General features: G+C 72.8%; 17 protein-coding genes. 4 read left to right on the plus strand and 13 right to left on the minus strand.

Features of this window, described 5'->3' with window-relative positions; all coding sequences use genetic code 11:
• Window positions 1-39 precede the first annotated feature (39 nt).
• From FM110_RS14910 to FM110_RS03215, 3 genes are all read right to left on the minus strand, one after another.
• A complete protein-coding gene (locus tag FM110_RS14910) occupies window positions 40-459 on the minus strand; it encodes a phosphotransferase family protein (RefSeq protein ID WP_087102615.1) in 420 nt (139 codons plus the stop codon).
• A gap of 193 nt (window positions 460-652) precedes the next feature.
• Window positions 653-1297, minus strand: a complete 645-nt coding sequence (locus tag FM110_RS03210; RefSeq protein ID WP_087102617.1) for an NAD(P)-dependent oxidoreductase — start codon at window positions 1295-1297, stop codon at window positions 653-655.
• Window positions 1294-2190 (minus strand): EamA family transporter, encoded by an 897-nt coding sequence (locus tag FM110_RS03215; protein WP_087102619.1) that lies wholly within the window; start codon window positions 2188-2190, stop codon window positions 1294-1296. Before FM110_RS03215 ends, FM110_RS03210 begins: the two co-directional genes overlap by 4 nt.
• 79 nt (window positions 2191-2269) lie before the next feature.
• Here FM110_RS03215 and FM110_RS03220 point away from each other — a divergent pair, with 79 nt between their 5' ends.
• Window positions 2270-3145, plus strand: a complete 876-nt coding sequence (locus tag FM110_RS03220; protein ID WP_200810153.1) for a LysR family transcriptional regulator — start codon at window positions 2270-2272, stop codon at window positions 3143-3145.
• Window positions 3146-3235: 90 nt separating this feature from the next.
• On the opposite strand, the gene FM110_RS03225 is transcribed toward FM110_RS03220, so the two are convergent.
• The 4 genes from FM110_RS03225 to FM110_RS14445 form a co-directional block, all read right to left on the minus strand.
• The gene (locus tag FM110_RS03225) at window positions 3236-4189 is read right to left on the minus strand and encodes an NADP-dependent oxidoreductase (protein WP_087102621.1); all 954 of its coding nucleotides are present in this window, start codon (window positions 4187-4189) and stop codon (window positions 3236-3238) included.
• 106 nt (window positions 4190-4295) lie between these two features.
• On the minus strand, window positions 4296-5321 hold the full coding sequence (locus FM110_RS03230) for a zinc-binding dehydrogenase (RefSeq protein ID WP_087102769.1): 1026 nt from the start codon (window positions 5319-5321) through the stop codon (window positions 4296-4298).
• Window positions 5322-5347: 26 nt separating this feature from the next.
• Complete coding sequence (locus FM110_RS03235) at window positions 5348-5749, minus strand: DUF2255 family protein (RefSeq protein ID WP_087102623.1); 402 nt, start codon at window positions 5747-5749, stop codon at window positions 5348-5350.
• A gap of 39 nt (window positions 5750-5788) precedes the next feature.
• Window positions 5789-6232: a cupin domain-containing protein gene (locus tag FM110_RS14445; protein WP_087102625.1), complete on the minus strand. Its 444-nt coding sequence runs from the start codon at window positions 6230-6232 to the stop codon at window positions 5789-5791.
• A gap of 128 nt (window positions 6233-6360) precedes the next feature.
• Here FM110_RS14445 and FM110_RS03245 point away from each other — a divergent pair, with 128 nt between their 5' ends.
• Window positions 6361-7020, plus strand: a complete 660-nt coding sequence (locus tag FM110_RS03245) for a TetR/AcrR family transcriptional regulator (protein ID WP_087102627.1) — start codon at window positions 6361-6363, stop codon at window positions 7018-7020.
• A gap of 22 nt (window positions 7021-7042) precedes the next feature.
• Here FM110_RS03245 and FM110_RS03250 read toward each other — a convergent pair whose 3' ends face one another.
• The 4 genes from FM110_RS03250 to FM110_RS03265 all read right to left on the minus strand — a co-directional run bounded on the left by FM110_RS03250 (window position 7043) and on the right by FM110_RS03265 (window position 9878).
• Complete coding sequence (locus FM110_RS03250; protein ID WP_087102629.1) at window positions 7043-8239, minus strand: HRDC domain-containing protein; 1197 nt, start codon at window positions 8237-8239, stop codon at window positions 7043-7045.
• The gene (locus tag FM110_RS03255) at window positions 8236-8853 is read right to left on the minus strand and encodes a DUF3000 domain-containing protein (protein WP_234991872.1); all 618 of its coding nucleotides are present in this window, start codon (window positions 8851-8853) and stop codon (window positions 8236-8238) included. Before FM110_RS03255 ends, FM110_RS03250 begins: the two co-directional genes overlap by 4 nt.
• A gap of 64 nt (window positions 8854-8917) precedes the next feature.
• Window positions 8918-9340, minus strand: coding sequence for a peptide-methionine (R)-S-oxide reductase MsrB (msrB, locus tag FM110_RS03260; RefSeq protein WP_087102633.1), 423 nt, complete (start codon window positions 9338-9340; stop codon window positions 8918-8920).
• 1 nt (window position 9341) lies between these two features.
• Complete coding sequence (locus FM110_RS03265; RefSeq protein WP_087102635.1) at window positions 9342-9878, minus strand: hypothetical protein; 537 nt, start codon at window positions 9876-9878, stop codon at window positions 9342-9344.
• Between the two features lie 64 nt (window positions 9879-9942).
• Between FM110_RS03265 and FM110_RS03270 the strand changes: the two genes are divergently transcribed.
• A complete protein-coding gene (locus FM110_RS03270) occupies window positions 9943-11286 on the plus strand; it encodes an alpha/beta hydrolase family protein (protein ID WP_087102636.1) in 1344 nt (447 codons plus the stop codon).
• Here the strand turns inward: FM110_RS03270 and FM110_RS03275 are convergent.
• Together FM110_RS03275 and FM110_RS03280 are read right to left on the minus strand one after the other, a co-directional pair.
• On the minus strand, window positions 11256-12005 hold the full coding sequence (locus tag FM110_RS03275; RefSeq protein WP_087102638.1) for a dihydrofolate reductase family protein: 750 nt from the start codon (window positions 12003-12005) through the stop codon (window positions 11256-11258). The two genes, FM110_RS03270 and FM110_RS03275, sit on opposite strands and share 31 nt — an antisense overlap.
• A 34-nt stretch (window positions 12006-12039) precedes the next feature.
• Window positions 12040-12600, minus strand: a complete 561-nt coding sequence (locus FM110_RS03280; protein WP_200810155.1) for an HXXEE domain-containing protein — start codon at window positions 12598-12600, stop codon at window positions 12040-12042.
• 57 nt (window positions 12601-12657) lie between these two features.
• On the opposite strand from FM110_RS03280, the gene zapE reads away from it, so the two are divergent.
• Window positions 12658-13686 (plus strand): cell division protein ZapE, encoded by a 1029-nt coding sequence (gene zapE / locus FM110_RS03285; protein ID WP_087102642.1) that lies wholly within the window; start codon window positions 12658-12660, stop codon window positions 13684-13686.
• The last annotated feature ends 86 nt before the right edge of the window (window positions 13687-13772 follow it).

A 13772-nucleotide genomic window follows, 5' to 3' on the forward strand; every position in this document is an offset into this window, starting at 1 on the left:
TCTACCCCCAGCTACCCGACCACACCGGCGCGCCCACACTCAACTCTGAAGAGCCAGATTGCTCCATGAGCGTGCCGGCTGGCTCGCGGGGCCGACGTGGTCGGCCTCCAGCTCGTGCAGACGCTTGACTGCTCTCCCTGCGTCGTATCGCTCCCTGGCCGTGTCAGCGGGCGCTCCGTCGATCCATTGCAGGATCAGCCACGGGGCAGATGCGCGGTGGCTTGCGGCCAGGAGGCGGGCAGTAGGCACTGCGGGTGACGATGCGAGACGGGCCAGGGCGGTGGTCTCGTTGCTCCAATCCGCCTCGGGGCAGCATTTGACCGCCACTGTGCCTGCATCGGTCGCAACGCGCCAGGACTGATTGGTGACCGACCCCGCTAGGGGATCGACCGAACGCACTCCGGTCCCCAGCTCCTGCACCACGAGCTCGACGACGTCCGGCTCTCCCAGCATCCTCATGCAAACAGTATCCAGCGCACGGTAAGGACGACGCGCGCGAGGTCGGTCCACCGGCAGCGCAGGGGCTCTTAGCCTCCCCTCATCGAGCCTTGGTTCTTCACCTTCAACTGGATGGTCGCAGCAGACATCGTGGCCGCGATCGTGCTCATACGGCACGTCACCTGGGTGCCGATCGCCGAGGCATCAGCACCCGTCACATCGGGCTGGCGACGACCGTGAAGTGCCGCTCCCCGGAGGGGTGCTCGAGCTCATCCAAGACCGCGATGGCGAGGTCCGCGGCGCTGATCGCGGATGTGCCGTCGGGGTTGACGAGAAGGGTGTCGTGGCCGCGCCGGTAGGTGCCGGTCCGAGGCCCGCGTTCGAAGACGGCCGGAGGGCTGAGATAGGTCCAGTTCCGGTTCGCGTGCTCGCGGCAGACCTCGAACTGGGCCAGGCTGGCGCGGGCGATGGGCAGCCAGGCTTCCGGAACGACGTCCCGATCATCGACCACGAGTACGGACGGATCGTCGGGAGAGCGCAGCGGGGCGGAGCCGCCCACGATCAGCACGGGAACGTCGGCCACGTGGGCCGCATCGAGGAAAGACCCGGTGAGGCCCGCGATCTCCCGTTCTCGACCGGAGGGCAGGCGCACGCTCAGCACCGCGGCGTCGACGGTAGAGAGCACTCGCTCGACATGCTGCCGATCAGCGACATCGATCCGCACGGGAGCGAGCGCCTCGACGGAGCTGGAAAGTGGATTCGTTCGCGATCCCGCGGTGACGCGGTGACCGCGCCGAATCCCTTCGGCCACGATCTCGCTTCCCGCCATGCCGGTGGCGCCGAAGACTGCGATTCTCATCTGGATTCCTTTCGATGGAGGGGACGGGGGAGCTGCCCGGCGACCAGCGCGGTGAGCGAGAGGGCGAAGCCGGCGAGCTGCACGATGGTGAGGGACTCGCCCGCGATGAGTGCGCCGGGCAGCGCGGCCGTCAGCGGGGAGAGCAGCCCGAGGAGGGCCGTGGGGGTGACGGACAGGTGGCAGATGCCGGCGAACCAGATGGTGTACGTGAGCAGGGCGCCGACCAGACCGAGCCAGGCGTACCCGGCCCAGGCGCCGGCGTCGATGCGCTCGGGGACGCCGTCGAGGATGAGCGCGGGGATCGCCAGCAGGACGCCGGCGGACGTGAGCTGCCACCCGGCCAGGCCGACGGCGCTGACGTGCTCGGGGCGTCCCCACTTCTTGGTGAGGACGACGCCGGTGCCCATCGACGCGGCGCCGGCCAGCCCTGCCAGGACGCCGAGCGGATCGAGGGCCGCGTCCGGGCCCAGCACGACCATGCCCACCCCCGCCATGCCGGTCATGCCCCACCACAGACGCCAGCCCGAGAGCCGCTCGTGGAGGATGAGGACGGCCAGGATGGCGATGAGGAGGGGCTGGACGGCGCCCAGCGTCGCGGCGACTCCTCCCGGCAGTCGCTGGGCGGTGACGAACAGCAGCGGGAAGAAGGCGGCCATGTTCAAGGCGCCGAGAGCCAGGCTCTCCCACCACCAGTCGCCGCGGGGGAGTCGGCGCGACAGGGCCAGCGCGATGAGCCCGGGCGGCAGCGTCCGCATGAGCGCGGCGAAGACGGGGTGCCCGTCCGGCAGGAGGTGTGTGGTGACGATGTACGTCGTCCCCCACACCATGGGCGCCACGGCGGTCAGAGCGGTCCACCCTGCCTGCTGACCGATGGTCTGATCGCTGTTCGCCATGGGATCAAGCCTGTTCCCAGGTCAGGCATGAGTCCAACGCATGTTTGTCATGGAAGGCATGCACGGTCATCATAGATGGATGGAGCTGCAGCAGATGCGGTACGCGGTCGCCCTCGCGGAGGAGCGCAGTTTCACCAGGGCGGCGGAACGGTGCTTCGTGGTGCAGTCGGCGCTGAGCCATCAGATCAAGGCGCTGGAACGTGAGCTCGGTGTGCAGCTGGTCGCGCGCACGTCGCGTCGTGTCGAGCTCACTGCGGCGGGGGAGGCGTTCGTGGCCGCGGCTCGAGAAGCCCTGCAGGCCGCCGACCGTGCCGTAGTGGATGCTGCGGCTGCCGACGGCCGGGTGCGCGGTACGCTCACGATCGGCGTGATCCCGACGGTCACCGCTGTGGACATCCCGCTTGTGCTGGCGAACTTCTACGCCGCGCATCCTGCGGTGCAGGTGCGCCTTCGCAGCGGCGGCAGCGAGCAGTTCGTGAGCGACATCCGCGCGGGGCATCTCGATGCGGCCTTCCTCGGACTCGCCGAGTCCACGCCGCCCCACGGGGTCTGCGTTCGGGAGCTCTCCCGCGAATCACTCGTCGCGGCGCTGCCGGCGAGCCACCGCCTGGCGCACCGCAAGAGACTGAAGCTCGCGGACCTGGCCGCTGAGGCCTTCGTCGACTTCCCGGGCGGCTCGGCGGGACGCGCCCAGGGCGATCTGGCTTTCCGCGCGGCGGGCCTGCACCGCGACGTCGCCTTCGAAGCCATGACCACTGATCTGATCATCGGTCTCATCCGCAGGGGGCTCGCGGTCGGGATGCTCTCCGCCCACGTCGTCCCGCCAGATCCGGACCTGGTCACCGTCCCGCTCGTCGATGGCCCTCGGCGGGTCGAGTACCTGGCCTGGAACGAGTTCAATCCCAGCCCCGCCGCCCGGGCGCTCGTCGGTGAGGTTGCGGAGGCGCAGGCGTGATCACCGGAACGACGGGGTACGGCCATCAACGACGGTCGCTCCGGCAGCGACGCTCGCGCAACGGGACTCGCGCGCGGACGGACTCGCAGCTCAGCAGGTGAGCACGATCTTGCCGGTGGTGTGCCCCTGCTCGAGAGCCCGATGCGCCGCGGCGGCCTCGGTCAGCGCGAAGGAGGCCGAGACGTGCGGCACGAGATCACCGGACGCCGCCAGGGCCACGACGCGCTCGAGCCATTCCCGCTGCGTGTGGACGTGCGTGGCGGCGTAGCGCACCCCCGCCCCCTCCGCCTGGGCTGCGATCTCGGTCCCGGCTCCGGCTCCGAGGCCGATGAGCACGCCGCTCGGGCGCACGGCGCGCAGAGCGGCGTCGCGCGAGCCCGCCGCCAGGCTCAGGGCGACGTCCGCTGTGCCCTCGAGGGCGGACACCGCGGTCGCGTCGCGGTAGTCGATGGTCTCGCCCGCGCCCAGCTCCCGCAGCCACGCGTGCTTGCCCTCGCTCGCAAGAGCGATGACGTGCGCGCCGAGATGACGGGCGAGCCGAACGGCGAGATGGCCCACGCCGCCTCCCGCCCCCGTGATGAGCACCCGCTGCCCCGCCTCGACGGACGCGGTGTCCGTGAAGGCCTGCCACGCGGTCATCGCGGCCATCGGGAAGGCCCCGGCCTGCTCCTCGGTGAGGATATCGGGCGTCGGGACGAGATCGGCCGCCGGGACGATGACGCGCTCGGCGTACGCCGCCCCCTCGCGAGGGAACCGCGCCAGGCCGAGAACGCGCTGGCCCGGTGCGAGCCCCGTGGCACCCGCGCCGACCGCGCGGACCGTGCCCGCCACGTCCCACCCCGGCGTGAAGGGCAGGGTGATGGCTCCCGTCGCCGCCATCCCACCGCCCGTGCGGGTCATGACATCGATCGGGTTGACGCCCGCCGCGGCCGCCGCGACGAGGACCTCGTCCGGGCCCAGATCCGATGCCGTCGGAGACTCGACCTCGACGACCTCCAAGGTCTCGGGCCCGCCGAAGCGGCGCTGGATGATCCTGATCGCCATGCGAACTCCTCCGCTGTCACGAGAATCGGGGGTGAGGGACGCAGCGCACCGCGGCGCGGCATGAACCGGACGCGCGGGGCCGTGCCGCCAGCGCCCCTCGGGAGGGTCACACCTCCAGGAGCACCTTGATCTCCCGGCGCTCGTTCATCGCCGCGTAGGCCTCGGCGGCCTGCTCGAGCGGGACGCGCTGCGTGAACACCTTCCCGGGCTGGATCTCGCCGCTGCGGATCAGCTCGATCAGCTCGGGCAGGAAGCGGCGCACCGGGGCCGGGCCGCCCTCCAGATGCACCTCGCGGAAGAAGAGGTCGAGACCGTTGATCGTCTGGTCGTGGGAGACGCCGACGAAGCCGACGTGGCCCCCGGGGCGGACCGAGGCCAGGGCCTGGTCCATCGAGCCCTGCGTGCCCACGGCCTCGCAGACGCCGTGCGCGCCATAACCGCCGGTCAGCTCCTTGACCTTCTGCGCCCCCTCCTCGCCGCGCTCGGCGATGACGACGTCGGCGCCGAACTCCCGGGCCAGGGCGGCGCGATCCTCGTGGCGCGAGAAGGCGATGACCCGCTCCGCCCCCAGCGACGTGGCGGCGAGCACCGCGCACAGGCCGACCGCGCCGTCGCCCACGACGGCGATGGTCCGGCCCGGGCCCGCCTGAGCCGCGACGGCGGCGTACCAGCCGGTGCCGAGGACGTCGGAGGCGGCGAGGTAGTCGGCCAGGCGATCGGGGTCGTCGGGGCGTCCGCCGGGAACCTTCACCAGGGAGCCGTCGGCCAGCTCGACGCGCATGTACTCGGCCTGGCTGCCGGTGTACTCGCCGGCGTTGACGCAGCGCGAGGGGTAGCCGTCCCGGCAGATCTCGCACGTGCCGTCGGAGAGCATGAACGAGCCGATGACGAAGTCGCCCAGGTCGAGGGTCGCGACCTCCGCGCCCTTCTCGACGACCGTGCCGACGTACTCATGGCCCATGCGGCGCGGCTCCTCGAAGGAGCCCTCGAGGCCGCGGTAGGGCCACAGGTCGGAACCGCAGACGCAGGCGGCGGCCAGCTGGATGACCACGTCGGTGGGCTTGACGACCCGGGGGGTCTCGACGGTCTCGACCGAGACGTCGCCGGGGGCGTTCATGACGACGGCCCGCATCGTGGCGGGAATGGTGATCGGAGCGTTCATGCTCGGTCCTTCTCGAGGGCGGGGGTGATCTCGACGGTCGCGGCCTTCGGGCCCTCCGCGACCATCGGCGGCAGGTAGGCGCTGCCAGCGTACTTCGTCCGGTATGCGGGATCGATCCGCGTGCCGAGCTCGGGAGCGGCGGCCTCGTCGATCGGGGTCATGGTCACCTCGATGCGGCGTCCGACGGTCTCGATGATGCCGGCCCGCTGCTCGACGGCCGCGCGGTACCAGCGGGAGCGGGGCCCGTTCCAGGCCCGCACGAACAGGCGGTCGTCGACGACGACCGACCAGATCCAGGTGGGGGTGCCCGGGGTGGCGCCGTCGGGTCGGAAGGGGGCGATGTGCAGGTCGTCGGCGGCGGCGTTCCGGTCGATCGTCTCCGTGTCCCATGCGGTCATGGATTCCTCCTGTGCGGGAGAGCCGGTTGGTGTGCGGTGTCAGTCGGCGAGGCGGCCGTACTGCTCGTCGTCGACGGGCTCGAGCCAGACGTTGGACTGCTCGGTGCCCGGCAGGATGAAGGCGATGTGGCTGAACCAGCTGTCGGCCTTGGCGCCGTGCCAGTGCTTGGTGTTGGGCGGTACGACCACGACGGTCCCCTCGGTGAGCTCGACGGGGTCCTTGCCCTCGGACTGGTACCAGCCCTCGCCCGCGGTGCAGATGAGCACCTGGCCGCCGCCGGTGGCGGCGTCGTGCCGATGCCAGTTGTTGCGGCATCCCGGCTCGAAGGAGACGTTGGCCAGGCTCAGGGGCACCTGATCGGTGGGCTCGGTGAGGCCCTGGAGGTAGGACCGGCCGATGAAGTAGGGGGCGAAGGCGTCGTTGGGGGCGCCGGTGCCGAACACGTTGGCGGTGTCGAAGGACTGCTTGTCCGGGTGCTTCACGGGGACTCCTGTGATCGGGCGGCGGTCGGGGCGCTCTCGGCGCCACCCGCAAGCGGAGCCGCGCATCCGCTTCGGAGTCACGCTAACACAAGTGGAGCAAGCGCTCCGCTTATGGGAGGATCGCAGGCATGGCCGAGAACCTGCGCAGCGACGCCGCCGCGAATCGAGAGCGCCTGCTGAGGGCCGCCCGGGAGCTCTACGCCCGGAGCGGGCCGGACGTCTCGCTGAACGAGGTCGCCCGGCACGCCGGGGTGGGCGTGGGGACCGCGTACCGGCGCTTCGCGAACAAGCAGGAGCTCATGGAGGCCCTGTTCGTGTCCGCGGTCGACGAGCTCGAGGCCTATGCCCGGGCGGCCCTCGACGAGCCGGACGCCTGGAGGGGCATCGTCGGCTTCCTCGAGCGCTCCATGGAGCTCCAGTTCGGCGACAGCGGGCTCAACACGATCATGTCCCACCCCGCCCTGGCCGACGAGCAGGTCGCCCAGGCCCGCTCCCGGGTCGCCCCGCTGCTGCAGCGGCTCGTTGAGAGGGCCAGGGAGCAGGGGAGCGTGCGAGCGGACCTCGAGCAGAGCGACATCATCTTCCTGCAGGCGGGGCTGGCCGCGATCCGCAACCTCACGCGCAGCGTCGAGCCCGACCTCTATCGCCGCTACCTGACCGTCTTCCTCGACGGCATCCGCGCCGACCCCGCCCGGACACCCCTGCCCGTGCGGGCGCTCGACTCCGCCCGGACACACGCCGCCATGACCCAGGAACGCCAGCGACCCCGGGAGCGCCGCCGACGCTGAGCCTCGGGCGGACGGTCCGCCCTCAGCTCTCCTCGGTCATCGCCCGATGGATCACGGGACCGGTCTGCTCGGCCTGCCATGCCCGGGCGCCCAGATCGCGCAGACCGGCCTCGACGGCCTCCTCGGCCGGTGCCAGCGGGTTCTCCCACACCCAGGTCCGCAGCAGTCCCGGGTTCAGGAGGTTCTCCGCGGGCATCTCGAGGTCCTCGGCCCGCTGCCCGACGGCCTCGCGGATCACCTGGTAGCGCTCCCACACCTCGGGGTGCTTCTTGGCCCACATCTTGTGGGCCGGCGGATGGCTCGGGACCGAGCGCGAGGGCAGATGCTCGGGCGGCAGCTCCAGACCGGAGCGGGCCACCTGCCACCAGGCGTCCTTGCGGCGCAGGGGAGCAGGCAGGGCCGCATCGAAGGCGGACTTGGACTGGGGCGCGACTTTGGCGGCCGCGACGATCTCGCGATCGCGGATCACCCGGTGCGGCGACAGGTCCTCACGGCGCGCGATCTCGTCGCGCCTCTCCCACATCGCCCGCGCGACGGCGAGCTGCTCGGGTCGGCGCAGCACGCCGATGCCGTGGAGGTTGCGCCACGGCTCGGCGGGCGGCTCCGGGATGCCGCGGGAGACGAGATGCTCGAACTCCTGCCGGGCCCAGTCGTCCTTGCCAGCGTCCGCGAGGCGGGCGGCCATGATGTCGCGCACCTCCACGAGCACCTCGACGTCCAGGGCCGCGTACACCAGCCACGGCTGGGGCAGCGGACGCTTCGACCAGTCGGCCGCGGAGTGCTCCTTGGCCAGGCGCAGGCCCAGGGTGTCCTCGACGACGGCGCCCAGGCCCACGCGCGGCATCCCCAGCAGGCGGCCCGCGAGCTCGGTGTCGAACAGGCGCTCGGGCACCAGGTCCAGCTCCGCCAGGCTCGGCAGGTCCTGCGTCGCGGCATGGAGCACCCATTCGCGGCCTGCGAGCGCACGGCGGAACGTCGCCGGCAGCGTGAACGCGGTCGGGTCCAGCAGCGCGGTCCCGGCCGTGTCGGTCCGCAGCTGTATCAGGTACGCCCTCTGGGAGTAGCGGTAGCTCGAGGCGCGCTCTACGTCGACCGCGACGGGCTCGTCGGGGGTCTCCATCGCCGCTTCGCTCCATGCCAGCAGCGGCTGGATCCGGTCGATCACATCGGGCAGGCCGTCGCGGGGCCCTGTCAGCTTCGGGAGCTCGGGCTCGGTCATCGGGGATCCTCGGCATGGGGGGCGCGGGCGCGGTGCGCCGGGGCGATCGGGGCGACAGGCGGCGGAGCGGGCGGCAGGCCCCCGGCAGCGGCGAGCATGGACGACCAGGCGGAGAAGTGCGGGCCCAGATCGACGTCCGTGCCCGGTTCCTCGTCCGGGGTCCACGACACGCGCATCTCGATATCGACCGTCGAGGGCCGCGAGGCGAGCGCGCCGTAGCTCTGGGAGACCACGCGCGTGGCGGTGCAGCCCAGCTCGTGCACGGACGCTTCGGACAGCTCGAGGGACTCGGTGACCCAGGACCATGCGACGTCGCCCAGCATGGCCTCGACGGCGAACTCGGGCTCGAGCTGCGCCTGGACGAGCGCGACGAAGCGGTAGCGGCCGTCCCAGGCGTCATCGCCCGCGGGATCGAAGAGGACCACCAGGCGACCGCTCGCGAGCTCCTCGTCGTGCAGGTCGACCTCGGCGTTCGCGGCCCAGGTGTGCGGGGCCATCTTCCCGGGGGAGGGGATCTCGCTCCAGCGGACCTCCGGCCTCAGCTGCGTCGCGGTCATCGCCGAGATCGCCTCGGAGAAGCCGTGGTCGGGAGGGATGAGACGGTGGACGGGCACGCTGGGAGCGTAGCGGCCCGCCGCGGGCGCGTCGGGCAGGCGCGCCGCGGGCGCGGGCGTCCGGTCAGTCGCGGTGGCGCAGGCTGATGGAGTTGATGCAGAAGCGCTCGTCGGTGGGGGTGGGGAAGCCCTCGCCGGAGAACACATGGCCCAGATGCGAGCCGCAGCGCGCGCAGCGCACCTCGACGCGCCGCATCCCCAGCGAGTCGTCCTCCAGCAGCTCGACGGCGTCGGAGTCGCGCGGGGCCCAGAACGCGGGCCAGCCGCAGTGCGCATCGAACTGGGTCTCGGCGGTGAACAGCTCGGCGCCGCAGGCACGGCACTCGTAGACGCCTGCCGGGCGCACCTCCTCGTACTCCCCGGTGAAGGGGACCTCGGTGCCGCCCTCTCGCAGGACGCGGTGCTCGGCGGGGCTCAGGCGCTCTCGCCACTGCTCGGGGGTCAGGGCGATCGGGTACTCGCCCTCGCCGATGGGTCGCTCGTCCATTTCAGGAGCCTCCGATCATGGTTGATCCCGGGTACAGGTGCAGCACGGTGGCGTGCAGGTGGTCCTCGACGCGGTGCGCCCAGTCCTGCGCGAAGGTCTCCTCGAACAGCTGGGGGTCGGAGAACACGACCACGGCCTGCGAGGAGCAGTCGTCCAGCAGGCCCTGGACGGCCTCAAGCGGGTCGCCGTCGCACAGCGTCCCCTCGACGGTGCAGCCGACCTTGCGGAAGGACGCCGTCGTGGCCTCGAGAGCCTCCTGGGCGTGGCGGGCGGCGTGCTCGGCGCGCTCGTGGCGCGCGCGCACGGCGACCGCCTCCCACGCGCCCCGCAGGTCAATGAGCCCCAGGGCGTCGATCACCTCCGCCACCAGGGAGCGGTGCGCATCGCGGGGGACGAGCACCCGCACCGCCAGGGCGTCGGGGCTCGCGGCGTCGGCCTCCTCCTGCTCCGCGGGATCGAGGCCCAGGTAGCGCAGGGCGGTCATGGCGTCGGAGGTCGAGACGGGGACCTCCGACAGGACGATGAACGAGGTGCTCATGGTGGTGATCGTACGCGCGACAGACGCCCCGGCGGGACCCAGCGCCCGCTCGTAGACTCCCGATATGAGGACTCGCACGCCCCGTCGTCCGCGCATCCGCCAAGCCGGGCAGGCGGTGCCGGTGCCCTCGCGCTGGCGCGGGGCCGGAGCGATCGGCCTGGCAGGGGCGGGGGCCTCGTTCATCGCAAGCACCCTCGCGCTCGGCGTCGGGGCGCGCGTCATGGCCCGCATCCCCCTCCTCCCGGCCGGGCGGGAGAAGTCCGACGCCGTCGTGCGGGCCGCCTTCGTCGACCGCGTGCACCTCGACGCGACGCCCGAGACCCGGCGCCCCGGCGTCCTCGCGATCCGGCAGGGCGGGGGAGCCCTCAGCGCCCGCCTCGGCGCGGTCACCGGGCACCCGACGCCGACGACCGTGGCCCGCCCGCTCCTCGCGCTCGACGCCGACCGCCCGGGCGCGCGGCTCGAGGCCGGCGCCGCGAGCACCAACGGCTACTTCTGGGCGGGCGATCCGATGACGGCCCACGGCCTCGTGTTCGAGGAGGTGGACGTGGCCTCGCCCGTCGGCGCCATGCCGGCCTGGCTGGTGCCGCCCGGCGACGACGAGGCCGCGGACGGCGCGCGCTCCCACGGGACCTGGGCGGTCATCGTCCACGGGCACGGCGCGACGCGCGGCGAGAGCCTGCGCCTGCTGCCGCTGCTGCACCGCCTGGGGATCACGGCGCTCGCGATCACCTACCGCAACGATGCCGGGGCCGCCGCATCCGCCGACCGCATGATGCACCTGGGCGCCGCCGAATGGGAGGACGCCGAGGCCGCCGTCGCCTTCGCCCTCGAGCACGGGGCCCGCCGCGTCGTCCTGATCGGCCTGTCCATGGGCGGCGGCATCGCCCTGCGCACCTCGGTGCTGTCCGCGCATCGCGAGCAGATCGCCGCCCTCGTCCTCGACAGCCCCGCCGTCGACTGGCACGACATCCTCGACCACCACGCCCGGGCGCTGAAGGCGCCGCGCCCGCTGCGAGCCCTCGCCCTGTGGATGATGCGCTCGCCGTGGGGCGCGCGCAGCGTCCGCCTCCACGAGCCCATCGCGCTCGAGCAGATGCACGCGCCCTTCTACGCCGAGCATCTGGCCCATCCGACGCTCCTGCTGCACGCCATGGCCGACACGACCGTGCCGCCGGCGCCCAGCGCGGTCCTCGCGCATCTGCGGCCCGACCTCGTGCGCTTCGAGCCCTTCGCGCAGGCCACGCACACGCGCGAATGGAACACCGACCCGGAGCGCTGCGAGCGGATCGTCGCCGGATTCCTCGACGAGGTGCTGGGGCTCGGCATCGACGTCGAGCGCCTCGTGCTGCCGGTCCGGGACCCGGCCGCGCCGCCTCAGGAGAGGTCGTCGGGCAGGCGCCTGTAGCGCGCAGCGTGGGCGTGCTCGCCGATCAGCAGCGAGCGCAGCTCCCAGCGGCCGTCGTGGAGAGGGCCGTCGACCGCGCGGGGCGAGGGGCCGCCGACGGTGCGGTGCGTCGTCGACAGGCACAGCTCGTCGAGCAGGCCTGCGGCGGCGAAGCGCCCCAGGCTGGAGGGGCCGCCCTCGATCTGGATGCCGCGGTGGCCGCGCGCGACCAGGGCCGCGACGACCTCGGCGGGGGAGTCCGCGCCGATCACGCGGTCGGCGGGCCAGCCCGATCGCGCGGTGACGGCGGAGACGGCGTCGCGCGGGGCGATCAGCAGCGTCGGCCAGTCGGGCTCGATGCTCGCGGGCACCTGGCCGCTCGAGGTCATGATCGCGAGCACGGGCCGGTCGGCGCCTCCCGGGCGCCGCGACGGATCCCGCAGGTCCCCTCGCCCGGCAGGGCGCCGGTAGTCCTCCGTGCGGACCGTGGAGGCGCCGACCAGGACCGCATCGGCCAGCGCCCGCAGGACGCCGAAGACGAAGGAGTCGTCCGGGTTCGACAGCGACCCGCTCGTCCCGTCGGCCCCGGCGATCGCCCCGTCGATCGTCGCGTTCATCATCGCCCGCACGGTTGTGCCGGGCCCGTAGGCGTACAGATCCGCGAGGGCGGCGGCGCCCGCGCCGTCGTGCGTCAGCGCGGTGGGCGGGCAGGGGGCTCCGTCGCGCAGGACCAGATGCATCGGTGCTCCTCGGGGCGGGGTCGGCGGCGCCTGCTCAGCCTACGGGCAGGCCCGGGACCCGGCCCGCCGAGTCCTCCCCGAGCACCGCGTGGGCGAGCGCGTGGACGGCGAGCATGATCGGCATCAGCAGCGCCCCTGCGGCGGCGAGTGCGGCAGGGGAGGGAGCCGCGGCACCGTCATCGCGCAGGACCCGGCGCGCATGCACCCAGAACGGGATGACCACGGTCGGCGCCGTGAGCACGCCGGAGGTGTAGCCGCGAGCGGCGACGGAGGCCGCGATGTGGGTGATGCCGTGCATCCCGAAGCCCTCGAGGACGGTGCGGGAGATCGGGTCGCGGAAGCGCGTGCGCGCGCCGAGCGCGCTCGCGGCCGCCATGAGGGAACCCATCATGACGATGGCGAGCGCCACGTGCTCCTGGGACAGGCCCCGGTCCCGCACGGCGGCGGGCACGGGGACGGCGGCGGGGACTCGGCGCAGCGCTGCCCGGGACCCCGACCGCATGGTCATGAGCTCCTCGAGATCGTTCAGGCACCAGGCGGCGAAGAGTCCCAGGGCTACGCGATCCGTGCGCGCCATGTGCTGACGACCGGTCATGGACCGAGCCTATACCGTGCCGCGCGGCCGGGGAGGATCGCCATAGAATCGTCGGCTGTGACCGAAGCGCTCGCCGACCGCCGCCCCGTCCCCTCTCTCGACCGGCTCGTCGCCGACCTGGTGCCGCCGCCGCGCTTCGCGGACGCGCGGCTGGAGACCTACGTGCCCGACCCCGCGCACCCCTCGCAGGCCCAGGCCAAGGAGCGCATCGGCGCCTTCGCCGCGCAGCTCGGACGCCCGCGCTCCGGCGGCGGCCTCCTCGCCCGCCTCCGGGGAAAGGACACGGCGGCCCCGGCCCACGGCCTGTACCTCGACGGCGGCTACGGCGTGGGCAAGACGCACCTGCTCGCCTCGCTGTTCCACGTCGCCCCCGGCCGCCCCGTCTACGGCACCTTCGTCGAGTACACGAACCTCGTCGGCGCGATGGGCTACCAGAACGCCGTCGAGCTGTTCTCGAGCGCGTCCGTCCTGTGCATCGACGAGTTCGAGCTCGACGACGTGGGCGACACGCTGCTGATAACCCGCCTGATCCGCGAGCTGTCCGACGCCGGGGTGGCCGTCGTCGCGACGTCGAACACGCTGCCCGAGGCGCTCGGCGAGGGCCGCTTCGCCGCCCAGGACTTCCTGCGCGAGATCCAGTCGATGGCCGAGCGCTTCGACGTGCTGCGCATCGACGGCGAGGACTACCGCCACCGCGGCGGCGACGTCCGCACCCCGCCGCTGGCGGAGGAGACCGTCCGCGAGCACGCCGCCGCGACTGACGGCGCGACCCTCGACGGCTTCGAGGACCTCCTCGCGCACCTCAAGGAGGTCCACCCCTCCCGCTACGGCGCGATGATCGACGACATCCGCTGCGTGCACCTGACCGGGCTGCGCACGATCACCGACCACCACGACGGCCTGCGGTTCGTCGTCCTCGTCGACCGGCTCTACGACCGCGAGGTGCCCGTGCTGGCCTCCGGCACGGACGTCGCCGAGATCTACACCGGTGAGCTGCTGGCCAGCGGGTACCGCAAGAAGTACTACCGCTCGCTGTCCCGCCTGGCCTCGCTCGCGCGCGACGGCGCGGCGCTCGCCGGCGTCTGAGGGGTCAGCGGGCGCGGCTCCAGGGCGCGTGATCGCCCGTGGCGTGCTCGGGCCGGTGGTCGCTCTCTGCTTCGCGAGAGGAGACG

It is taken from the genome of Brachybacterium nesterenkovii (assembly GCF_900163655.1).
GTDB classification, from domain to species: domain Bacteria; phylum Actinomycetota; class Actinomycetes; order Actinomycetales; family Dermabacteraceae; genus Brachybacterium; species Brachybacterium nesterenkovii.